At 36.7% G+C, this 21,137-nt stretch carries 23 protein-coding genes and 1 other RNA gene; 17 read left to right on the plus strand and 7 right to left on the minus strand.

Translation table 11 applies throughout. From position 1 onward, the window contains the following. Nucleotides 1-83: 83 nt before the first annotated feature. Nucleotides 84-447: a transfer-messenger RNA gene (gene ssrA / locus C5469_RS13800) on the minus strand. A 50-nt stretch (nt 448-497) separates the two neighbouring features. After that, nucleotides 498-980, minus strand: a complete 483-nt coding sequence (smpB, locus tag C5469_RS13805) for an SsrA-binding protein SmpB (protein WP_054480108.1) — start codon at nt 978-980, stop codon at nt 498-500. Between the two features lie 157 nt (nt 981-1,137). Between smpB and C5469_RS13810 the strand changes: the two genes are divergently transcribed. Beyond that, complete coding sequence (locus tag C5469_RS13810) at nt 1,138-1,572, plus strand: type II toxin-antitoxin system RatA family toxin (RefSeq protein ID WP_166307651.1); 435 nt, start codon at nt 1,138-1,140, stop codon at nt 1,570-1,572. Then, nucleotides 1,565-1,858, plus strand: coding sequence for an RnfH family protein (locus tag C5469_RS13815; RefSeq protein ID WP_166307654.1), 294 nt, complete (start codon nt 1,565-1,567; stop codon nt 1,856-1,858). Before C5469_RS13810 ends, C5469_RS13815 begins: the two co-directional genes overlap by 8 nt. Nucleotides 1,859-1,914: 56 nt before the next feature. On the opposite strand, the gene bamE is transcribed toward C5469_RS13815, so the two are convergent. The 3 genes from bamE to nadK form a co-directional block, all read right to left on the minus strand. Continuing rightward, nucleotides 1,915-2,262: an outer membrane protein assembly factor BamE gene (gene bamE, locus C5469_RS13820; protein ID WP_166307657.1), complete on the minus strand. Its 348-nt coding sequence runs from the start codon at nt 2,260-2,262 to the stop codon at nt 1,915-1,917. A gap of 113 nt (nt 2,263-2,375) precedes the next feature. Continuing rightward, nucleotides 2,376-4,037 carry a DNA repair protein RecN gene (gene recN, locus C5469_RS13825; RefSeq protein ID WP_166307660.1) on the minus strand — a complete coding sequence of 554 codons (1,662 nt, stop codon included), beginning with the start codon at nt 4,035-4,037 and terminating at the stop codon, nt 2,376-2,378. Between the two features lie 87 nt (nt 4,038-4,124). Then, nucleotides 4,125-5,003 carry an NAD(+) kinase gene (nadK, locus tag C5469_RS13830; RefSeq protein ID WP_166307663.1) on the minus strand — a complete coding sequence of 293 codons (879 nt, stop codon included), beginning with the start codon at nt 5,001-5,003 and terminating at the stop codon, nt 4,125-4,127. A 123-nt stretch (nt 5,004-5,126) separates the two neighbouring features. Here nadK and grpE point away from each other — a divergent pair, with 123 nt between their 5' ends. Continuing rightward, on the plus strand, nt 5,127-5,708 hold the full coding sequence (grpE, locus tag C5469_RS13835) for a nucleotide exchange factor GrpE (RefSeq protein ID WP_166307666.1): 582 nt from the start codon (nt 5,127-5,129) through the stop codon (nt 5,706-5,708). A gap of 50 nt (nt 5,709-5,758) precedes the next feature. On the opposite strand, the gene ung is transcribed toward grpE, so the two are convergent. Then, a complete protein-coding gene (gene ung / locus C5469_RS13840) occupies nt 5,759-6,439 on the minus strand; it encodes a uracil-DNA glycosylase (RefSeq protein ID WP_166307669.1) in 681 nt (226 codons plus the stop codon). Nucleotides 6,440-6,972: 533 nt separating this feature from the next. On the opposite strand from ung, the gene C5469_RS13845 reads away from it, so the two are divergent. The 13 genes from C5469_RS13845 (at nt 6,973) to C5469_RS13905 (ending at nt 18,722) form a co-directional block, all read left to right on the plus strand. Continuing rightward, nucleotides 6,973-7,986: a Tle-like phospholipase domain-containing protein gene (locus C5469_RS13845; RefSeq protein ID WP_166307673.1), complete on the plus strand. Its 1,014-nt coding sequence runs from the start codon at nt 6,973-6,975 to the stop codon at nt 7,984-7,986. Nucleotides 7,987-8,001: 15 nt separating this feature from the next. Further along, nucleotides 8,002-8,589, plus strand: coding sequence for an ankyrin repeat domain-containing protein (locus tag C5469_RS13850; RefSeq protein WP_166307676.1), 588 nt, complete (start codon nt 8,002-8,004; stop codon nt 8,587-8,589). A 142-nt stretch (nt 8,590-8,731) separates the two neighbouring features. Then, nucleotides 8,732-8,857: a hypothetical protein gene (locus C5469_RS24065; protein WP_278249764.1), complete on the plus strand. Its 126-nt coding sequence runs from the start codon at nt 8,732-8,734 to the stop codon at nt 8,855-8,857. Between the two features lie 256 nt (nt 8,858-9,113). Next, entirely contained in the window at nt 9,114-9,512 is a 399-nt protein-coding gene (locus C5469_RS13860; RefSeq protein ID WP_166307679.1) for a hypothetical protein, read from the plus strand. Further along, complete coding sequence (locus C5469_RS13865) at nt 9,509-10,222, plus strand: hypothetical protein (protein WP_166307682.1); 714 nt, start codon at nt 9,509-9,511, stop codon at nt 10,220-10,222. The genes C5469_RS13860 and C5469_RS13865 overlap by 4 nt, the downstream gene beginning before the upstream one ends. 21 nt (nt 10,223-10,243) lie before the next feature. Beyond that, complete coding sequence (locus tag C5469_RS13870) at nt 10,244-10,858, plus strand: rhomboid family intramembrane serine protease (RefSeq protein WP_166307685.1); 615 nt, start codon at nt 10,244-10,246, stop codon at nt 10,856-10,858. Between the two features lie 262 nt (nt 10,859-11,120). Beyond that, nucleotides 11,121-12,335 (plus strand): glycosyltransferase, encoded by a 1,215-nt coding sequence (locus C5469_RS13875; protein ID WP_166307688.1) that lies wholly within the window; start codon nt 11,121-11,123, stop codon nt 12,333-12,335. A gap of 6 nt (nt 12,336-12,341) precedes the next feature. Continuing rightward, nucleotides 12,342-13,046: a hypothetical protein gene (locus C5469_RS13880; protein WP_166307691.1), complete on the plus strand. Its 705-nt coding sequence runs from the start codon at nt 12,342-12,344 to the stop codon at nt 13,044-13,046. Nucleotides 13,047-13,083: 37 nt separating this feature from the next. Next, a complete protein-coding gene (locus C5469_RS13885) occupies nt 13,084-13,974 on the plus strand; it encodes a glycosyltransferase family 2 protein (protein WP_166307694.1) in 891 nt (296 codons plus the stop codon). Nucleotides 13,975-13,999: 25 nt separating this feature from the next. After that, on the plus strand, nt 14,000-14,809 hold the full coding sequence (locus tag C5469_RS13890) for a glycosyltransferase family 2 protein (protein WP_166307697.1): 810 nt from the start codon (nt 14,000-14,002) through the stop codon (nt 14,807-14,809). A gap of 85 nt (nt 14,810-14,894) precedes the next feature. After that, entirely contained in the window at nt 14,895-15,641 is a 747-nt protein-coding gene (locus C5469_RS13895) for a nucleotidyltransferase domain-containing protein (RefSeq protein WP_166307700.1), read from the plus strand. 209 nt (nt 15,642-15,850) lie between these two features. After that, the gene (locus tag C5469_RS13900; RefSeq protein ID WP_166307703.1) at nt 15,851-17,515 is read left to right on the plus strand and encodes an ATP-binding cassette domain-containing protein; all 1,665 of its coding nucleotides are present in this window, start codon (nt 15,851-15,853) and stop codon (nt 17,513-17,515) included. Beyond that, the gene (locus C5469_RS13905) at nt 17,508-18,722 is read left to right on the plus strand and encodes an HlyD family secretion protein (protein ID WP_166307706.1); all 1,215 of its coding nucleotides are present in this window, start codon (nt 17,508-17,510) and stop codon (nt 18,720-18,722) included. Before C5469_RS13900 ends, C5469_RS13905 begins: the two co-directional genes overlap by 8 nt. A 162-nt stretch (nt 18,723-18,884) precedes the next feature. On the opposite strand, the gene srmB is transcribed toward C5469_RS13905, so the two are convergent. Then, the gene (gene srmB, locus C5469_RS13910; protein WP_166307784.1) at nt 18,885-20,237 is read right to left on the minus strand and encodes an ATP-dependent RNA helicase SrmB; all 1,353 of its coding nucleotides are present in this window, start codon (nt 20,235-20,237) and stop codon (nt 18,885-18,887) included. Between the two features lie 153 nt (nt 20,238-20,390). On the opposite strand from srmB, the gene trmN reads away from it, so the two are divergent. Further along, nucleotides 20,391-21,125: a tRNA(1)(Val) (adenine(37)-N(6))-methyltransferase TrmN gene (trmN, locus tag C5469_RS13915; RefSeq protein ID WP_207629032.1), complete on the plus strand. Its 735-nt coding sequence runs from the start codon at nt 20,391-20,393 to the stop codon at nt 21,123-21,125. The last annotated feature ends 12 nt before the right edge of the window (nt 21,126-21,137 follow it).

Raw genomic sequence — 21,137 nt, forward strand, 5'->3', positions numbered from 1 at the left:
CCTTCATTGTCCGGTCAGTGTCCAATCAACTTTGCTAACTCACTGTTTTTAAAGCTGTTGTCCTGTCACTGTCCCTACTAAATTGGTGGAGCTGGCGGGAGTTGAACCCGCGTCCGAAATTCCTACATCCTCGGTACTACATGCTTAGTCTAATCTTTACATTCACTTGCCAGCTGCGGACAGACACGCCACTAACAAACTAGCCTGATTAGATTTAACGCTTCAACCCCAGGCAAGGTATCCACGCGATCTCTTTTGGGTTTGACCTCTCTTGATCCCCGTCCTAAGAGCGGAGGCTAGGGAGAGAGGGAGCTACGCAGGTTATTAAGCTGCTAGTTCGTATTTTTCGTCGTTTGCGACTATTATTTTGCGGCTTTTTACGAGGCCAACCGCCCCTCGGCATGCACCTTGGGTTTCGCGAATCCCGTCGAATCCAGAATCAGCCCCAAGTGTCTTGAACGCAAGTATATCAGAATATTAAACCATAATACCAGAATTTATCTTCCAGCATTCTTCATAATACGTGCTTTGTCTAATTTCCATTCACGTTCTTTAATGTCTGAACGTTTGTCGTGTGCCTTTTTGCCTTTTGCTACGCCAATTTTGATTTTGCACCAGGCATTTTTCCAATAGAGAGATAAGGCAACAACGGTATAACCTTCGCGATTGACTCGACCGTATAATGAATCAAGTTCGCGCTGATTGAGTAAGAGTTTGCGTGAGCGCATTGGATCACAGACGACATGGGAAGAAGCTACATTTAACGGAGTGATGGTGGCACCAAAAAGATAAGCGTCGCCATCTTTGAGTAAAACGTAACTGTCGCTGATATTAGCTTTACCAGCGCGCAGTGATTTGACTTCCCATCCTTGTAACGAGAGACCAGCCTCAAATTCTTCTTCAATGAAGTATTCGTGACGGGCTCGTCTATTCATGGCAATGGTTGCCGAACCGGGTTTGTGTGCTTTTTTCTTTGTCATAGTGTGTACATTATACTGAATGCTTTGATGAAAGAAATCTTTTCCCACAGCATATTTGCCGATTAATGAGTATTTATTGCATTATACGCTGACAGATTTTTCTTTGATCACGTATAGGTGATATTATTTGCCACAATTAAGCCTTACAGGAAATGATATGCCACAGATTAGTCGCTCTGCGTTAGTACCGTACAGCGTGGAACAAATGTACAAATTGGTCAATGATGTTGGTTCTTATCCGGATTTTTTACCGGGATGTGTCGGCAGTCGTGTACTGAGTATCAGTAGTAATGAAATGACTGCGTCAGTCGATGTTTCCAAAGCGGGTATTAGTAAGACTTTTGTTACTCGGAATATTCTGGCTGATAACCAAAGTATTAATATGCAACTGGTGGATGGGCCTTTTCGTAAATTGATGGGTGGTTGGCAGTTTATTCCACTTAGTGATGATGCCTGTAAAGTCGAGCTGCACTTGGATTTTGAGTTTACCAATAAGCTGATTGAATTGGCTTTTGGTAGGATTTTTAAGGAATTAGTCGGAAGTATGATTCAGGCTTTTACTTTGCGCGCACGCGAGGTTTATAGTGCCTGATATCAATATTAAAGTCGTTTATGCATTGCCTAACCGCCAATATCTGCGTACTGTGAAATTGGCCCAAGGTGCGACTGTAGAGCAGGCGATAGTTGCATCAGGTTTGCTGACTTTGCGTAGTGATATTGATCTGCAAAAAAATAAATTCGGAATTTATAGTCGTCCCGCCAAGCTGACGGATGTTTTGGAAGAGGGTGATCGGGTGGAAATTTATCGCCCATTATTGGCCGATCCAAAAGAAATGCGTCGTAAGCGTGCTGAGCGGGCTAAGAATAATGCTCAATGATTATCAATAAACAGCCAGTCAGGAAAATGAATGATTGGCTGTTTATATTTTTTTAATTATTGAAGATTCTCAGTAAGTGAATTTTCGTTTTTAATGTCAGTCAATACACCATTACTGTCAAATGTAAGTGTCAGGGTTTGTTGAGCTACTTTTTCATGTCCAGGTTGTTGACGAAACACATAAAACCATGTTTGAGTGCCAAATGGGTCCTGTAACATTGGTGTCCCCAATGTGTAGGCTACTTGTTGCTGGGTCATTCCTTTGTGGATTTTTGATACATTAGCAGATGTCAGGTAGTTTCCCTGATTAATGTCAGGCCGATAAACAACCCGTTCCAACGTAGAACAACCCGCAGTTAGCATAACGAATGATACAGCAGCGGCAGTCAACATTTTACAGCGCATGGTAATTACATTCCTTTAGGAGTCAGGGTGTCGATAATAATAGACCTTGGCGAGATTGAAAACCTCTATAAGCCTTAGTTATGACCCCAAATATACGCAAAAGTTGTGTCATATCATGCAGCCAGCAGCTCTTTTGCGTTCGCTAATGTGTTTTTTGTGACTTCACTACCAGCGAGAAGCCGTGCCAGTTCTTGTAATCGGGTCTTTTTATCCAGCAACTGCATTTGTGTTTCAGTTTCTTCACCATCAGTCTGTTTACTGACATAGAAATGCTGGTGACCACAACCGGCTACCTGAGGTAGGTGAGTAACGCACATGACCTGTGTGGATTCACCCAATTCTCGCAACAGGCGACCGACAATCGCAGCTGTTGGGCCACTGATGCCTACATCCACTTCATCGAAAATCAGAGCTGAAGTTTCCATTTTCTTGGCCGTTATAACCTGAATAGCGAGCGCAATACGGGAAAGTTCACCACCTGAAGCAACTTTCGCCAGTAATTGATGTGGTTGACCAGGGTTAGTTGTAACATTAAATTCAACTTTATCCGCACCATCGGTATTCAAGTGTTCAGGTGCAAAAGAGACATCAATGGTAAAGCGGCCGTGAGGCATGGAGAGTTGATGCATACTGTTAGTAATTAGCTCATTTAATTCTGTGGCATATTGTTGGCGAACCAGATGTAATCTTTCTGCTACTTCTAATGCTTGCTTATGGTGTTTATTAACTTGTTCGCTGAGATGAGCACAATCATCCTCTTGCTGCGCTAGTAGTTGCTGCTCTTCTAGTAGTTGTTGATGTAGTGAAGGAAGCTCTTCCGGCACAACATGGTGCTTACGGGCCACTCTGATTTGCTGCGAAATCTTCTGCTCTAGTTCAAACAGGCGGTTTGGGTCCATATCCAATTGATCACCGTAGTGGCGAAGTTCATCACTGACTTCGTTAATCTGGATAGATGCTTCTTCCAGCATGGTGAGTAAGCTATTGAATTTACCATCCATTGTGATCAGTTCAGCCAACTCGTGTTTAGCGTGGTTCAGCAGACTGATAATGTTTTGCTCATCATTATCATTCAGTAATTGGAGAGCATGCTGGCTGACAGATAATAGTTGACCTCGGTTTGCCAGCCGTTTGTATTCATTATCGTGTTCCTGATATTCACCTGGTTGCGGTGCCAGTTCATTTAGCTCTTTTAGGTGATATTCCAGTAGCTGTTGACGGGATTGGCGCTCAAGAGCCTGTTGTTGGAATTGAGCCAGATCTTGGCAGCTTTGGTGCCATTTCTGATATGCCTGTTTCATCTCATTTTGCAGATTGAATTGATTCGCGTAAGTATCAAGCAGACGTTTTTGGTGGCTGCTATCTAATAGTAATTGGTGAGCATGTTGACCATGAATCTGAATAAGGTGGGCACCCAGTTCGCGTAATTGGGAAAGTGGCACAGCGGTACCATTAATAAAGCCCCTCGAACGGCCATCTGAAGTTATGGTGCGTCGTAGCAGGCATTCGTTACTGTCATCAAGTTGGTGCTCTTCCAACCATTGACGAGCTGAAGGAGCATCAGCATGAGAAAAACGGGCACAGATATCAGCACGAGAAGCCCCGTTACGCACCATATTGGTCTCACCTCGATTACCCAGGCATAAACCTAATGCGTCAATTGCGATGGATTTACCGGCACCAGTCTCACCTGTGATGGCTGTCATACCTGACCGGAATTCAATTTCAAGCTCACGAACAATGGCAAAGTTGCTGATGGTTAACTGGGTGAGCATTATGCCTCTCCTGTGTATAAAAACACCTCTGTATTTCCATACAGTATAAACTGGTTTTTTATACAGTAAAGTGGTGATGCCTATTTTTCAGAACATTTTTTTAGACCAACTGAGTTTTGTACTTAGTGTATTGAAGTAATTATAATCTTTAGGGTGGATTAAATTGAGCTTCTGCTTGCTACGACTAATAATGACATCTTCACCCTCTTGTATAGGCAGAACTATCTGGCTATCGCAACTGACTTCATAATCGTTGCTGTTCTGTGAAAATTTCAATCTGATGCTGCTTTCACTACTGATAACCAATGGACGGGAAGATAGTGTATGCGGGAACATTGGCACTAAGACGATAGCATCCAAATTAGGTGTTAGAATCGGTCCTCCTGCGGAAAGTGAGTAAGCGGTGGAACCGGTTGGAGTTGCGATAATCAGCCCGTCAGAACGTTGGGAGAAGGCAAAACGCTCATCAATATAAACTTCGAATTCAATCATGTGAGCTACTTTCCCCGGGTGGAGTACTATTTCATTGATTGCACTACTGATGCGGGGTTTCTGGCCGTTTCTTCTAACTTGTGCTTCGAGTAGAAAACGGTATTCGTTGCGATATTCGCCATCAAGTACTTCAGAAAGTTGTTGCAGAGCATTATCAGGATCTAAGTCTGTCAGAAAACCCAGATTGCCTCTGTTAATTCCGATGACTTTAATGTCATAACGGGAAAGAACCCGAGCCGCGCCCAGCATGTTGCCGTCACCACCAACAACAACAGCTAAATCAGCCAGCTTACCGATTTCAGTCAGTCCGCCGGTCTGTGCATCTTCCAAACCAATCTCTTTGGCTACCTGGCGATCAACGATCACACAGTAACCTTTAGATTTTAACCAATGATAAAGCATTTCATGAGTAGCCAGTGCTTCTGGGTGACGAGGATGACCAACAATACCGATGCATTTGAATTTTTTATTCATCGTTGTAATTTCCTTCAGCAAGAGGTTTTGTCCTCACAATATGACGGGTTCCCTTGAATCCCTAGTTTAGATCCCCATAATAAGCTAAGTAGTGAGATTAATGCCAAATACGCGGAGATATTCATGAGTAGTAAAGAACAAAAAGTGCCTGACGAGCAAGTCTCGGAAGATATGGAAGTTGTATCTGAACAGCAAAACAGTGCGGATAAAGCAGAAACATCAGAGACTGAAAGCGTTGTTGATCCGCGTGTCGTAGAGCTGGAAGAGCAGCTCAAGCAGGCGCAACAGCGCGAACGTGATGCCATTTTGCGTGCTAAAGCTGAAGTTGAAAATATCCGTCGTCGTACTGAGCAAGATGTGGAAAAAGCCCATAAGTTTGCTTTAGAAAGATTTGCCAATGAACTGTTGCCAGTGATTGATAATCTTGAACGCGCTCTGGATGCAGTAGATCGTACTAATACCGAAATAGCATCAATGATTGAAGGTATTGAGCTGACGCTGAAGTCTTTCCTTGGGGCTGTTGGTAAATTTGGTATTGAAGTTGTTGACGACACAGATGTTCCTTTTAATCCTGAAGTCCATCAGGCCATGACCATGATGGAGTCCGATCAACATGATCCGAATCATGTCATGATGGTCATGCAGAAAGGGTATACCTTAAATGGTCGTTTATTGCGCCCGGCAATGGTAGCCGTATCAAAGTGATTTTAGTTAGTAGTAGATATAAATGCCGCTCCAGTTGGGGCGGCATTTTTTTACTGTGGTAATTCAGGTGTCCAGTTAATTGGCTCTAGTCCTTGTTTTTCAAGCAATTCATTGGCTTTTGAAAAGTGTTTACAGCCAAAGAATCCCCGGTGAGCAGATAGAGGCGAGGGGTGAGGTGCTTTGAGAACATGGTGTTTATTACCATCAATAAAGCAGCCTTTTTTCTGGGCATGAGAACCCCAAAGAAGAAAAACCACGCCTGAGCGGTGCTCGTTGATGGCTGCGATAACTTTATCCGTGAAAGTTTCCCAGCCCAGATTTGCGTGAGAGTGAGCGTTGCCACGTTCTACGGTTAATACAGTATTGAGCAGTAGTACTCCTTGTTTGGCCCAACTGATCAGACAACCGTGATTTGGATATTGGAAGCCCGGTATATCAGATGTCAGTTCCTTGTACATATTAACCAGTGAAGGTGGTGCAGGAATACCAGGTTGCACAGAAAAAGAGAGGCCATGTGCTTGATTGGGGCCGTGGTAAGGGTCTTGCCCAAGTATTACAACTTTAATATCGGCCAATTCGGTGTAACGGAATGCATTAAATACATCCTGTTGGGGGGGGTAAATAGTTTTACCTGCTTGACGCTCTTTGGCGACATAGGCCAGTGTGTCGAGAAAATAGGGTTGTTTTTTCTCATTACCGATCACGTTGTGCCATGTGAGAGGTGCGGACATAACAAATCCTTTCTATATAATTACCAGATGGACGTTAGCTTACCGACTCCAAAATCAGAGGGAAACCTTTGATGAACACTAAAACGAAATTTTTGATAACTATTTCAATGTTACAAAGTTTTTTGAAAATTTATCAAAATAATTTCTTTGTAGTTAGCTATAAATACTTATTTAAACTATAAGGTTGTAATGTATTTATAGTGACTATATGAAATTAATTGAGCTGAATCAATGGATATCCTCATTCGTGCTGGTATACAGGCATCAGATATATTGGTTTGACCAAATAACCAGGATGATGTTCTTGATAATTTTGTTTGTTGCATAAATAGGGAGATAGAAATGGTTACTGGTATTCAAGTTGCTGATAGATACTAGGTAGAAACTGAGCTGATATCAGAGATGGAAATCACAATTCATTACCATTGTTAACATAATGCAAACATTTGTTTAACTTAATGTCATTCCCTGCCGATAGATTAATTGCACCAATTAAATAGCTAATTATTTTCAACTATCCTTAGGGGAAGTTTATGAGTTTATCAATTGGTATAGGACTATCAGTCGATTCAGGTTTTCCTGTTTTAAATAAGCTTGAACTTGTTACACCACCTGCTGTTTCAACCCAAAATATTAAGAAAGCAACTACTGAAGTTTCTTCTGTTTCAGCAACAACTAGCCAGAATAATCGAATCTACCAGTCATTAGTTAATGAGCAGAGTATTAACATCAATTTAAAATTAATGACAGGAATTAAAGCTGAGCAGATTAGTGGTCAGCAATCTCATGAAATTGATTATATGTTGGCCTTGATTTCTGATGATGTCTATATAAGAACCACTATGGGAATTGGTGATTATGTTCGTCTTTCTGATGGAGAATTATTAAAAGCAGGAATAGAACCGAAAAATCTGAGAGATGACACAACGGGTTTTCAGGCGGGTATTTATCGTAATGACGATCTCTATATCGTTGCTTTTGTAGGTACTAATGATTTGAAGGATATACTGACTAATTTACGGCAAGGTTTTGGGTTTGATGAAGCGCAATACCATCAGGCTGTCGATTTAGCCCGTACTGCCAGAATGGCATTTGGCGAAAATATGTTATTTGCTGGGCATTCTTTGGGGGGCGGATTAGCAGCAACAGCTGCATTATCCGTTGGAAAGCCTGCGGTGATATTTAATTCAGCCGGTGTTTCCGACAATATGATGAAAAATCTGGGGCTTTCACCACAAGAGGGCCGAAATATAGCTGAGAATGGATTGATACGGCATTATGTTGCGGAATATGACTTGCTTGATACATTACAACAGAAACTGCCAGTGTCCCAGCCAATAGGGCATAAAATTTTACTGAAATATAATGGTAATTTGGAAGAATCGAACAAATGGTTGCCTTCTCTGATACGTGGATTAAATGCACATTCTCTTAAAAAGGTGTTGGAATTATTAACGATATACAAACCTTGGTTATCTTTAGATGGTGAACAGCAAGAAAAATCTCTGGCGATGTTGAACGAATCGACTTTGAATGTTTCTGTATAATTGAAAAGGGGTGTGATGAAAATCGGTGAAGCAGTTGAGTTTGAATCGGAATCAGATTGTCAGTGGAATGAAGAAAATATAAATCCGTTGCAATGGGCGATATTCAATCAGCGAATGGATGATGTTAATACTTTGCTGAGAGAGGGTGCTGATCCTGCTCAACCAGGTTTACAACAAGAAAGTGCTTTACATACGGCTGCAAAAATCAACAACCCTGATTATCTTAAATCTTTGTTATCATTTGCTCCTGATGTGAATATTATGCATCCTGTAACCTTAGCAACACCTTTACATGTTGCGGTTCAGGTAGGGAGAAAAATGCAGATTGAATTACTGTTGGCCGCCGGTGCTAATCCCAATCAGGCTAATCGGATTGGAGATACTCCATTACATATTGCAGCCAAAATCAATTCGCCGGAACTGGTGCTGATATTGTTGAAGTCGGGCGCTGATCCTAAATTGCAAAACAGGCAACAATCAACGTTCCAAATGTATCTCAATCTCACACCACTAAAAGCACAGAGCTATGAGATGCAAGCGGAATATAATAAAGTCAATCATTGGCTGAAAGCGCAGCAAGTCAGCCGGTATTATTTGAAGTAAGATAAAAACGGGCTATTTGGCCTACTTTACGTTTCCTAGAAACGAAAACAAAGAATATGAAAAGTTAAAGTTATTGCATAGTCAAATATTAGAAGAGTGTATTTTAAATGAAGGTCGGCCTTATCTTGCAGGATGGCATGAAATGAAATATGAAGATAAAATAAAAATATATGGAGATGATTATATAAAAATTTTAGAACTCAAGAAACATCTGGATCCTAAAGGAATCGTAAATAATTATGATTTTTTCAGTATAGAAATGAACTAAGTTAATCAGATAAATTATCTATACCCGTTATCTTTCAAGTTGCTTCTTTGTTGGCTGCACTCGCTCACTCCGGTCACATAGTTATCTATACTCCCGGGGATTCGCTCCCTTGCCGTCGCGATGCATTTTGAAATCTATTGGGTATAGATAGTGAAGCCTGCTTAGAAAATATATTAGAACTCAATCAGGTGAAAGTTGTGAATTTATATTATATTTTGAGTTTATATTAACGATTTACTATGGGGATATTACTTAAATGAAGAAGATATTGATTATTTGCATGAGAACTTGGGGGAGAATGGGAAATTATGAAGCAGCAAAAAAAATTGAATCAGAACTAGCCAGTAAAGAGGCTTTTTCTGCAGAGCTAATCTGTTTTGATGAATTAGTGCCTGTGTTCAGCAAGTTTGGATTAAGGATGCAAGAGATTGCTGCAAGTTACTATGATCCTAACATTAAATTGAAATTATATGATGAGTTGATAGATGATATTGATTCATGGATTAGTAATTTCAATAATGAGCAGGTATTAAATGAATCATTATCGAGTGTCATTGATAATAACTTTCCATCGTTAATTATATCTACAAAAGGTGTTATTGCAAAAATAGTCCATGTATTCAAAAAAAATTCTATTTTGACTTCAAAACTGTGAACTTCATAACTAATCCTGGTTTGTTAGATATTAAAATACATCAACATTTTAGTAGTGATTTGACGATTAGAACTACAAATTATTACCCAAATTCTGATATGGTTAAAAAATTTCATAGATTAGAGACTGTTCCATTATTTAAGCCAGTTTCAAACTATCAAATCGAACAGAAGGACATTCCTTCTATTTTAATTCTCTGCAATGGATGTGAAGAAGGTTACTTTGATGTATTAAAAACCTCTTTCGAACATCCCTCGAAACCTAAAATTTTCATGGTTATTGTTTCGAATAAGAAATTGTATGATGAATGCATAGATTTAAATAGGAAGTATGCAGATAGAGCATGTATTTATAATACATTAGCTAATAAGGATTATCTAAAGTTGGCACTAGAGGCTTCAACAAACAACAGATCATTTCTATACTCTAAATCTGGTCCAAACACAGTATTGGAATCAATTAGATTCAATTTACCCGTTCTAGTACATTTCTCTGGGTTACCAATGGAAAGATGGATAGTGGAGTTGACAAACAAAAGAAAATTTGGTTTTTGTTTTGAAAATCAATCTAATGGGCCTGGCTTAATAAAAAGATGGTTGGACAATCCTGAGATTGTCACTAACTTTAAGCGTAACATAGAATCAAGTAAAATTGATGATATAGATGTTACACTTAAAGATTTATCTGATATAATTTATGATGTTATGTAATGATTATGAAGGAAGTATTGAATGTTCCAAATTAAAAAAGCTCCTATAACAACAGTATTTATAGTATGTGTGACAATTGTTTATTCCACATTTGTTTCATATTCATTAACAGATAGCTTTATCGGTAAAATGAGTATTATAGATCTAGAGAAATATGGAGGATTAACACCAAATAGATTATATGAATTTGAGTATTGGCGACTTCTGGTTTCTCAGTTCATACATGTTAAACAACTGCATATGGTCTACAATGTGCTATCACTTTCCATACTGGGAGTTTTATTAGAAAAACATCTTGGATCTAAATTTTTATTAGTTTTATGGTTTATTTCTGGTGCCTTGGGAACTCTTTATAGCACTAACTTTGTTAGTTACCCTTGGAATATTGGTACGGGAGCATCACAAGCTGTTTTGGGCGTATCCTCCTTTGCATTGCTGCTGGTTTTTGTCAAAGAGCATACCTCTAGTATATTAAAGTTTGCTGTTGTTTTTTCCATGCTGCCGGCAATAGCTCTAGATTTTATTTATGCTCACTACCCGAAGCCAGGACATGTTCTTTCTATTTGTATTGGGCTTACAATGAGTTTGTTTTTCTATAGGAAAAATAAATCTTATTTTGATAATGTTGTTATTTGAAAATAATAATTATCCACGAATAAATTAATAATGTGAGAATTTTCTATGAAATCCGCTGTGATAAAAATTAAAGGAATAGATTACAGTATAATTTCTATGTTAATGTGGTTCTGTTTAACCATATATAACCAATAGATTTCAAGATGCATCGCGACGGCAAGGGAGTAAATCCCCGGGAGTATAGATAACTATGTGACTGGGGTGAGTGAGTGCAGCCAACAAAGAGGCAACTTGAAAGATAACGAGTAGAAAAAGATCTTCTATGCGTGATATAGTTTTTTTTCTTGAAGAATATCCAGTCTTAACACAAACTTTTGTACATCAACAGATTATCAGTTTGAAGAAAGAAGGATTTAATGTAAGAGTTGTATCTGTTTCTAAATCTAGTGATACAATCTGTGCTAATGATTCTACAATTCCCTATGTTTGTCTAGAAGATATAAAAAACATTCATCCTATATATGCAATATTTAAATTCATTCATTTTTCTATAATCTCTGGTTATTTATTTTCTCGAATGAGTTTATTTAAACGAAATTGTTACCGTAAACGCTTGTTATTTAAATTTCTATCCAATCCGTCACAAATAAAACCTAATGATATCGTTATAAGCCATTTTGGTCTGGCTAGTATTATGGCGGCACAATTGAAAAAATATGGATATATTAAGAATGCACTATATAGTGTATTACATGCATATGAAATTACTAAAGAAAAGAGTCTTAGTGATCTGGGAAGTCATTACGGAACTTTATTTGAGCAAGCAAATAAAATTTTTTCAGTTTGTGAACATATGCGTAATAGAATTATTAATCTAGGATGTCATCCTTCCAATGTTGAGGTGCTACATCTGGGGGTTGATATTGATGCTCTTTCATGTTTATATCCAAATGAATTTAATAAAGAAAAAATGAAGATAATTTTTGTCGGCCGTTTGACAGAAAAAAAAGGATTGCCTGATTTATTGTTATCTCTAGCACGAATAAGCAGTGAAGTGTCATTTACTTTAGACATTGTTGGCGATGGGGAGCTCGATGACTATTGTTATGAATTAATATTAAAACTTAATTTGAATGAACATATAAAAATGCATGGTTTTCAACCCCATCACATAGTCTTAGATCTTATGAAAGACGCAGATGTTTTAATACTTCCATCCAAAACATCTAACTCTGGTGACATGGAAGGTATACCGGTGGTATTAATGGAGGCAATGGCTATGAAAAAGATAGTTTTGTCTACCTATCATAGTGGGATTACTGAGTTAATTGAAAATAATGTCAATGGATTTCTTGTCAATGAAGGAGATATTGTAGCTTTATCAGAAAAAATATCATATATAGACGAGTTGAGCAAAAAGGATAAAGATATTATAAGGACGAATGCACATCAAAAAATAATGAATGATTTCAATATTAATATTCAAAGTAAACATTTAGCTAACATAATACTTAATGGTGGATTTGCTGAAGGGTGAATATAGATGAAATATGACATTTTTTTTATATCTTATGATGAACCATGTGCTGAATCTAATTGGAATCATTTGAAAAATAGATTTCCTGATGCAAAAAGAATTCATGGTGTCAATGGTATCTTAAAAGCTCATAAAGTTGCTTCTGATTCTGTAACGGCTAAATGGTTCTTTGTTGTAGATGGAGACAATAGAATTAGAGATGAGTTTAATTTTGAGTTACCAGTGGAACCTTTATGCTCAACTGCGACCTATGTATGGAGAAGTGTTAACTCAGTTAATCGCTTATGCTATGGGAATGGAGGTGTGAAATTATTTAATAAAAGGTTGTTTCAGGAGGTTAGAAGTTTTTCTGGAGATATGACCATATCTCTTAGTCCTGATTATCACGTAGTCAATGTTGTTGCTTCAGATACAGTTATTAACACAAGTAGTTTCCATTCCTGGAGAGCTGCTTTTCGAGAATGTATAAAACTCAGTATACCAAGGAAAAATCCTAAAGAAGATATTATTCGTAAAGAAAGATTAACGGCATGGAATTTAATTGATACTCGGATAGAATTTGGTGATTGGATATTAAAAGGAGCTAATGATGCTGCTCATTTTTATGAGGAAAACATTGAAAATATGGAATTCTTGTTATCAACCATTAATGATTTTAAATGGTTAAGAGATACATTTAATTTAAAATACATTCAGAAAGATAGAGCATGATGGCTTCATTATAGTTAAATTTATTAGGAGGTAATGGATGTTACGAAAAATAGCAATTCTTATTCCTACTTATAAACGTAGTTCATCATTATTACGTTTATTGAAATCCATTGAAAAATTAGAGACATTAAATAACTATACTGTCATTGTGGCAGATAACGATTATTCTCAGCAAGAGTCTTTTAACATGATCAATGAAATCAAAGGTGATTTTAATTTCCATATTGATGTCATTCTTGTTGAAGATAAAAATATCTCATTAGTTAGAAATATGCTGTTAACTTTGGCCTTTGAAACATATAAATGCGATGCAGTTGCTATGATTGATGATGATGAGATTGTTAGTCCTCGGTGGTTAGATGCACTTATTGAATGCCAGATACAGACAAATGCTGATGTGATACAAGGTAACACTTATCCTATTTTTTTGGATAAAAAAAGAAAATGGATGGAAAAAGTTTCATTTTATTACCGAGACTTATTAATATTAGATCCTAAAGATATAAATGTCAGCACTTGTAATGTATTTATTGTACGCCGAGTATATGAATCGATGAAGGAGCAGCTATTTGATTTGGGTTTTGGTGTTACAGGTGGAGAGGATACGGATTTTTTCCATAGAGCAAAGCAAATTGGGATCAGCTGTTTCTATTGCCGTGATGCATTGGCCTATGAATTCTACGATCAAAATCGTGCAAATATTTTTTGGGTATTAAAAAGAAGTTTTAGAGTAGGAAGAACAAATTATAGAATATTTAATAATAATGACCAGAGTAAGGTGTGGATTATTGCTCTCATTATCCCATTTACTATTGTGAGGTTTGGTTTTTTCTTTTGGTATCCAAACCTGTGCATACATTATTTAATAAAGATATTTCGCCAATTTGGTGTTGTAGTTGAAGGTGTTCATTGTAATTTTAATAACTAATAATTATTTTGAATGAGTAGCTTATATGAGTAGAGTTTCTGTACTAATTCCCCATTATAATCAACCTATACTTATTGTTAGTGCTATTGAGTCTATAATGAGAACTTGTTTGAGTGATGTGCAGATTTTAGTTGCTGATGATCATTCATCAGAAGACAACTATATACAGCTCCGATATGTTTTAGAATATTTAGCAAATAAAACTAATTTAAATATCAGGTTGTTTAGGAGTGATGTTAATGTCGGGACTTATCGATTGAAAAATGATATTATCAATCGAATTGATACTGAATTTATAACCTTTCATGATGCAGATGACTATTCTGTACCAATGAGACTAGATTGCCTGTATAATCTGATGAATAAAAATATTCATATTGATATATTAGGTTCCTCATATATAGATTTCTACCAAAATTTTTATACAGTTAACTCATTTCGCATTAAGAAATTTTATAGAATCCCTTATATTGCACATCAACTTGGTAAGAAGTATCTGAGTTTTCAACCTTCTCAGTTAATTAGATTTAGTATATTTCGTACCCTTGGTGGTTTTGATGGTACAACTAGAATTGCTGCTGATGATGATTTTTTACTTAGGGCTATTCATTGTGTAAAGGTCAGGAATATTAACCGTCCCCTTTATGTAAAGATAGAAAGAGAAAGCTCTCTTACCACATCGTCTGTTACTGGATTCCAATCAGAAACTAGATTAAATTATATTAAGAAGCTAAATCAATTACGAAATACAATAAAGAGTAACTTACCATTGTCAGATTATATGAACAAACCCAACGATGTTCGATTTCACCTGAATGAAATCGAGTTAAAATAGTTGAAATGTTTTGATGTGAAATATGCTGTAGTTTTCAGTGAATTATTTTTATATTTTTCGTGACTGATACTCTAAGTGAGGTAGTATGGACGACATTAAAGAATGCTTAAAAGAAATTGTAGAAAAAATAAATAGAGAAGAAAAAGTTTTAGCTATTCTTGGATATGGATCATATTTTACGGGCAAGTATAAAAATGGAAGCAGTGATATTGACTTACTTATTATACATGGAAGTGAAACTGATTTATTTAGAAAGAAGATAGTCTATCGTGAAGTAGAATTTGAACTTCGGTATATGGCAGAAAAATCTTTAGTAAAACTTTTATCTCATAAGCATGGACCAACAATAAAGCATATGTTGGATTCAGAGATTATTTTTGATAATAAAAATATAGCAAGAGAATTGAAACTAAAAACCTATTCTATAGTCGAGTCACCTATTGTAGAAACATTTTCTATAGAAAATAGGAGGAAAAATGCATTGCTAATTGAAAACTTATACCGGAAGGTACATCAAGTGAAAGATGACCTCGGATTTTTCGAATTTGCATGTTCTAAGTTTTTGCTCAATATTGCAGATTCTTATATTAGACTTCATCGCCATTGGGGACTGCAAGGTTTTCGCAAAATGATTAGCCAGCTCAAAGATATTGATGAAAGTTTTGCTGAGCATTTCTCACTGGCAATGAGCCCTAATCATATAGAAACAAGAATTGAGGAAATCGATTTTCTTTATAGAGAGGTTATTATGCTTCTTGGTGGTGAAACAAATTCTGATGAAAATTTTGTGAGTCAGGGCATTATGAATATACTGAATGTGGTTGAGAACTAGCAGTTATATTGCAATTATATTTATTTTAAAAATACATATACCCTATGGATTTCAAGATGCATCGTGACGGCAAGGGAGCGAATCCCCGGGAGCATAGATAACGCTGTGACTGGGGTGAGTGAGTGTAGCCAACAAAGAGGCAACTTGAAAGGTGCATTCGCGATTATTTCATTTTTGTAACTTATATTAATATTGTCTAGGAATTTAGCATGAAAATGGATGTGGCATTGAAGAATAACTTTGCAACAGGTTATATAAAATCCTTATTGCTATACTCTTTACTATTAAGTGTCATTAGTTCTTTTTCTGCATTTTTTATGCAGTATCTAATTGACGCGGTTATACCATCTGGTGACTTACGTTTTTTATTTATATTTATGATATCTTATCTATTATATGAATCATTCAATATGATACTAACTTATTTGACTGCTCGCTTTAGAGCGTCGCTAGAAAAATATTTGGACTATTATTATTTAGATAAATATTTACTTGCTTTGATTACTACAAAATTATCTATATTGAATGATTATAATAAAGGTGGATTGATTCAAAGGATTTATGATGCTCAAAATATTAAAAAGTATTATTTGACTCTGCTAATAGATATTGTAGTTAAGCTTATTACAATTTTAATATTATCAATCATAGTGCTATATGTTAGTCCTCTAGTTGTCAGCTTTTTGATCTTAGGAATGATTATGCTGGTGGTTGTTTATTTTTTGTCTATTAAGAAGATGGTTATTTTAGAAGAGCAGCGTTTTAAAATAAAATCAAATTTTCTTTCAATTATGGATGATATTCTTGGAGGAAGGGAAACGATACGAGGCAATAATTATCGAAATAGGATTCTGGATAGATGTGTTGACAGGATGAGTGATTTTTTGAATAGAGAGAAAAATGTTGCATTACTCGTTGCTGGTGTGAAAAGTAAAACTCTAGCGGTTAACACAATCATTGGTACTGTTATTAGATGTGTCATGGTTATTAGCATTATTAGATATAGTAGTTTTTCACTAGGTGTAATGTTGACATTAATTGCTTTTACAGAAATATCTCTAAAACATACAATGCAAATTTTAGTTTCTTTTATGGAGTTGAAAAGATCAAGCATTACTCTTGAAAGATATAAAGAATTCATGGGGAATAATGTTGTAGATGAGAATTTATTGAATGCTGAATTAGATGATAATATTGTTAGTGTAGATGAAATTACAGTGAGGAATCTTCATATTGGTACTAAGGGAAATATTGTCTGTAAAATTCCGGATCTTACCTTTCAAAGTAATAAGATATATAAAATAATAGGACCGAATGGTATTGGTAAGACAACTTTATGTAAAACTTTGATTGGTTTGATTCCACCTGTAAATGGAACTGTGAATTTTTATGTTTATGATAAAACTATTAAGCCTGAAATCCATATAAATCAATGTTCTGCATACTTCCCACAAGATATACTTTTTACTACAAGTATTATTGAAAATATTACATTAGGAAGAGAGATTAATAGGAATAAAGTTGAGAGTATGCTTAAAAAGTTAAATTTATGGCAGCTAATAGATAGTTTGCCTGAAAAACTAGATACCGTTATTAGTGACAAGGTTAACCCTTTTTCTGAAGGACAAAGACAAGTATTACTCTTTTTACGAGGTTATCTGTCAGATAAATCGGTACTGATATTTGATGAAATATTTAGAGGAATTGATAGTAAAAATGCTGAAGTCGTAAGTAAATTAATTTCAGAAAAAGAAGGTTGTATTATATTTTATGTCGCTCATGATTTTACTATCGATTGTGAAAATCATGAAGTATTAGAGCTGAAAAGTGAAAAGAACGATGATTTTTTCAAATTAGAGGTTTTTAATGAGTAAATTAAGCTCTAATAGTGAGGTTAAGTTAGAACTGCATAAAGAATACAAATTAATTATAAGTATAACAGTTATTTTGCTGATTATATGTTTTGCTTTATCTTTTGTTGTGACTATTAAGAGAAGAGTTGTTTTAGAAAATGCTTTTATTAAAACCGCGCCAGAACCTGTATTATTTTATGCGGAAAAGAATATAGACATTAAAAATTATAATTTTCGTGATGGTGATGTTGTTAAAAAAGGAGATTCTATTTATAATGCGATTAATCCGGATTTAGAAGAAGCTGAATCTATTTTATTGCAACATATAAAACTAGATAATACAAAAATCAATGCAATGGAAAATTATATAGATAATGTCTATGAACGGATGAAGATTGAAAAAAATCATGAAGATTTTAAGTTTAATAAAAATGAAAGTGAGTTAAAAAATATAGACTCTCTTTTGAAAGAACATAGAAATGAATATGATTTTTTTAGTCAAAACTACAGAGAACAGATGAATTTTGTAGATAAATTGTTAAATCACAATAATAATTATTTATCCAAGAAAGATATTATCAAATATAAAATGGAGTTGTTCTCATCACGTAGTCGATTAATTAAGCTTGAATCTGATATATTAAATTTAGAGAGAAGAAAGTACAGTTTAGGTGATGAACAGAATAGATATATAATTGGAGCAACCAAATATAAAGAGTTAGATATGGAGCTTAACCAGTTAAGAGGTGAACTCTCTATTCTTGTCTCAGAATTGAATGTAAAAAATACACGGATGGAGAATATAAAGAATGGCAAGTTGAGAATAGAAGGAATTGCAAAAGCTGATGGTAAGGTTGAGTTTAATAATATTAATGGCATCAGACCTAAGCAGGTAAAAAAAGGAGGATTAGTTTTTACTATATATCCTGATGGTAATCACTTTATAGCAAAAGGAGTTGTTAGTGAAAAATATATTAGGAAGATTAAGATTGGACAGAGCGTAGAATTAAAAATAGATGCTTATGATTATCTCAAGTATGGGGCAATAAAAGGGAAAGTTGAGGTTATATTTGGCGTAAAAAACGGCACGGCTGAAATTGTGATTAATATTGTTGATAAAAGGGATTTTGATTTAGAGTTTGGTAATTCAATCAAGGCATTTATCATCTTGAATGAAGTTAATCTGTATGAATATATATATGAAATAGTGTTTCCATATTTTGCTTAATGGTTTTATACCCTATGGATTTCAAGATGCATCGCGACAGTAAAGGAGTGAATCCCGGGTGCATGGTAAACTATGTGACCAAGGTGGGCGAGTGTAGCCAACAAAGAGGAAACTTGAAAGACGACGGGTATAATTAACGGGCCAACTGGCCCGTTTAAAGATTTACTCATCGCTATTGCTGCTGGTTGGGACTTCAGGTTTTGGATTACCAACAGGTTTACGACGTTTGCCGATATTCTTGCTATCTCGATGGCGTATTTTTACTTTTTTCTTCAGCTCTTCGGCTTTCTTTTTCTCTTTGTTTTGTTTGTGCTTAGCCAGTGCTTTTTTCGATGGCTTATTACTGGTTTTTTCACTTGGTGCTCTGGTTGTTGGGCGGAGTTCATCAACAATCCGCGACTTCAGCGGTTCGTTGATATAGCGATTGATTTTGCCTAATAAAAGGTGATCATGTGCTTCCACTAAAGTAATTGCGGTACCTTTGCGGCCGGCACGAGCTGTTCGGCCAATACGGTGTAGGTATACATCAGCGGTACGCGGTAAATCGAAATTGAAAACATGACTGATATCATCAATATCTAACCCACGGGAAGCAACATCAGTGGCAACCAGAACATTGACACTGCCATCATTCAGACGCTTAACGGCTTCTGTCCTTTTGGCCTGTACCATTTCCCCTTCAAGGAGCCAAGCTTTGATACCGGCTCGACGCAACTCATCTACGAGCTCATGTACACGTTCACGCTTGCGAACAAAAATGATGGACTTAGTGACATCAGGTTGTTTCAGTAAATGGCAGAGCAGGGCGGTTTTGTGTGTTAAATCATCTGCCCGATAGTAGAATTGTTGGATTTTTTTGCGTTCGCGGCGGGATGGTTCCGCATCAATTTCAACCGGATCTTCCAGTAAGCGTTCAGCAAAATCACGAATAGCTTCTCCTTCCAGGGTGGCAGAAAACAACATCGTTTGTTTGCGCCAACGGGTTTCACCGGCTATTGTTTCAATATCGTTGGCGAAACCCATATCCAGCATACGATCTGCTTCATCAAGGATCAGTGTTTCAATTGCCCGGCAATCAAAGTTTTCTTCTTTGATATATTGCAGCAGACGGCCTGTAGTAGCGACGACAATATCCTGATTTTCACTGAAAACTTCTGCATGGTTCATATATGCCACGCCGCCAGTAATCGTAGCGATGTCCAGATGGGCATGGGCAGCAAGTTCTTTTGCCTGGTCTGCTACTTGCATTGCCAGTTCACGGGTTGGTGTTAGGATCAGAATGCGTGGTGGCCCAGATTTTTTGCGTGGGAAATCCAGTAAATGTTGCAGAACTGGCAGTAAATAAGCCGCAGTTTTACCTGTACCAGTCGGCGCGGAACCCAGAACGTCACGTCCATCCATTGCTGCCGGAATAGCAGCAGCCTGAATTGCCGTCGGGCGGGAGTAGCCTTTGCTATTTAAGGCATCAAGCAGGCGTTCGTCAAGATCGAGTTCAGAAAAGTTTGTTGCAGTCATCATATACCTCTGTTTGGGCCGCTGATTATAAACAGGTTGAGCGTATTGTTCATCTATTTAAAGCTTTTAGGGAAACAGATAGCTTTTATCGGAACATAATACCCCTTATCCTAATAGCGAATTTTTTTGTACTAACAGATGTAGGTTATTAATTTGGAACAGAAACGATCTCTGCGTCGGGGTGGATTTACTTTTAAGCAATTTTTTGTCGGTCATGATCGGTGTGCGATGAAAGTAGGGACTGATGGTGTTTTATTGGGCGCATGGGCTTTAGCTAGTAACAAAAAAGCGATTTTAGATATTGGCTGTGGTAGCGGGTTGATTGCTTTGATGTTGGCACAGCGCACCGATGAAAATGCAAAAATTGACGCAGTGGAGCTGGATATAAATGCTGTATTTCAAGCACGAGAGAATGTAGAACAGTCTCCATGGCAGAGAAAAGTAAATATTTATCATCAGGATATTAGTGATTTTGTTGATCGATATTCACAATGTTATGACCTGATTGTTAGTAATCCACCTTATTTTGAGCCGGCTGTTGCTTGCCGGAATGAGGCAAGGGAGCAGGCTCGTTATACTGGTTCTCTGACTCATCGGCGGTTATTGCAATACGCAGAAAAGTTAGTCTCGCCAGATGGCCTGTTCTGTGTGGTATTACCATATGCTATTGGTAAGGTATTCGAAACAATGGCGCGTGAGCAAGGCTGGTTTTCTCATGACCGAGTTAATATTCGCGATAGAAAAGGTAAATCATTTCATCGGATGTTGTTGGCACTTTCTCGTAAAGAAAATACGGGTTTAATCAGTGAATTGACCATCCGTCAGCCAGATGGTGTATATACGTCGGAATTTCAGCAACTGGTGACGGATTTTTATCTTTATTATTGAAATAATCATGCT

Source organism: Photorhabdus cinerea (genome assembly GCF_011189575.1).
Taxonomy (GTDB): Bacteria; Pseudomonadota; Gammaproteobacteria; order Enterobacterales; family Enterobacteriaceae; genus Photorhabdus; species Photorhabdus cinerea.

What these genes read in the sequence shown, in the direction of transcription:
- C5469_RS13900 (WP_166307703.1), top strand. Translation starts at nt 15,851, where the DNA reads ATGAAAATGGATGTGGCATTGAAGAATAACTTTGCAACAGGTTATATA.
- nadK (WP_166307663.1), bottom strand. Translation starts at nt 5,003, where the DNA reads ATGAATAAAAAATTCAAATGCATCGGTATTGTTGGTCATCCTCGTCAC.
- ung (WP_166307669.1), bottom strand. Translation starts at nt 6,439, where the DNA reads ATGTCCGCACCTCTCACATGGCACAACGTGATCGGTAATGAGAAAAAA.
- bamE (WP_166307657.1), bottom strand. Translation starts at nt 2,262, where the DNA reads ATGCGCTGTAAAATGTTGACTGCCGCTGCTGTATCATTCGTTATGCTA.
- C5469_RS13905 (WP_166307706.1), top strand. Translation starts at nt 17,508, where the DNA reads ATGAGTAAATTAAGCTCTAATAGTGAGGTTAAGTTAGAACTGCATAAA.
- smpB (WP_054480108.1), bottom strand. Translation starts at nt 980, where the DNA reads ATGACAAAGAAAAAAGCACACAAACCCGGTTCGGCAACCATTGCCATG.
- C5469_RS13875 (WP_166307688.1), top strand. Translation starts at nt 11,121, where the DNA reads ATGCGTGATATAGTTTTTTTTCTTGAAGAATATCCAGTCTTAACACAA.
- recN (WP_166307660.1), bottom strand. Translation starts at nt 4,037, where the DNA reads ATGCTCACCCAGTTAACCATCAGCAACTTTGCCATTGTTCGTGAGCTT.
- C5469_RS13850 (WP_166307676.1), top strand. Translation starts at nt 8,002, where the DNA reads ATGAAAATCGGTGAAGCAGTTGAGTTTGAATCGGAATCAGATTGTCAG.
- C5469_RS13810 (WP_166307651.1), top strand. Translation starts at nt 1,138, where the DNA reads ATGCCACAGATTAGTCGCTCTGCGTTAGTACCGTACAGCGTGGAACAA.
- C5469_RS13870 (WP_166307685.1), top strand. Translation starts at nt 10,244, where the DNA reads ATGTTCCAAATTAAAAAAGCTCCTATAACAACAGTATTTATAGTATGT.
- C5469_RS24065 (WP_278249764.1), top strand. Translation starts at nt 8,732, where the DNA reads ATGAAATATGAAGATAAAATAAAAATATATGGAGATGATTATATAAAA.
- C5469_RS13890 (WP_166307697.1), top strand. Translation starts at nt 14,000, where the DNA reads ATGAGTAGAGTTTCTGTACTAATTCCCCATTATAATCAACCTATACTT.
- C5469_RS13845 (WP_166307673.1), top strand. Translation starts at nt 6,973, where the DNA reads ATGAGTTTATCAATTGGTATAGGACTATCAGTCGATTCAGGTTTTCCT.
- C5469_RS13885 (WP_166307694.1), top strand. Translation starts at nt 13,084, where the DNA reads ATGTTACGAAAAATAGCAATTCTTATTCCTACTTATAAACGTAGTTCA.
- C5469_RS13895 (WP_166307700.1), top strand. Translation starts at nt 14,895, where the DNA reads ATGGACGACATTAAAGAATGCTTAAAAGAAATTGTAGAAAAAATAAAT.
- C5469_RS13860 (WP_166307679.1), top strand. Translation starts at nt 9,114, where the DNA reads ATGAAGAAGATATTGATTATTTGCATGAGAACTTGGGGGAGAATGGGA.
- C5469_RS13880 (WP_166307691.1), top strand. Translation starts at nt 12,342, where the DNA reads ATGAAATATGACATTTTTTTTATATCTTATGATGAACCATGTGCTGAA.
- srmB (WP_166307784.1), bottom strand. Translation starts at nt 20,237, where the DNA reads ATGACTGCAACAAACTTTTCTGAACTCGATCTTGACGAACGCCTGCTT.
- grpE (WP_166307666.1), top strand. Translation starts at nt 5,127, where the DNA reads ATGAGTAGTAAAGAACAAAAAGTGCCTGACGAGCAAGTCTCGGAAGAT.